Genomic DNA, 453 nt, shown 5'->3' with positions numbered 1-453 from the left:
CCCCGGTGTGCACGTGGACTCGGGGCTGACCCCGCAACAGCACGCGATCCTGTGGCAGATCCGGCTGCCGCGGGTGGTGCTCGGTGCCCTCGTCGGCGCGACCCTGGCCATCGCGGGCGCCGCCTACCAGGGCGTCTTCCGGAACCCGTTGGCCGATCCGTACCTGCTCGGAGTGTCCAGCGGGGCCAGCCTCGGTGCGACGGTGGCGATCGTGGCCGGTGGCGCCGGCGTCGCCTACGGGGTGCCGGTCGCCGCGTTCGTCGGCGGGGTGCTCGCGGTGGCCGCGACGTACCTCCTGGGCCGCGGCATCGGCGGGGTCCGCAGCGAGGTGGTGATCATCCTGGCCGGCGTCGCGGTCGCGGCCTTCGCCAACGCCGTCCAGACCTTCCTGATGCAGCGCTACGACGAGACGCTGCGGCAGGTCTACAGCTGGCTGCTGGGCCGGCTCAGCAC

1 protein-coding gene is annotated in these 453 nt (G+C 73.7%); it reads left to right on the top strand.

Annotation, left to right across the window (positions count from 1 at the left end; all coding sequences use genetic code 11):
• On the top strand, positions 1-453 hold a 453-nt coding region (locus AC1DYG_RS19735), incomplete at both ends, for a FecCD family ABC transporter permease (RefSeq protein ID WP_477641547.1).

It is taken from the genome of Pedococcus sp. P1_H8 (assembly GCF_056405175.1).
Note: the sequence above shows the minus strand (reverse complement) of the source record. Positions and strands in the feature narration are given on the sequence as shown.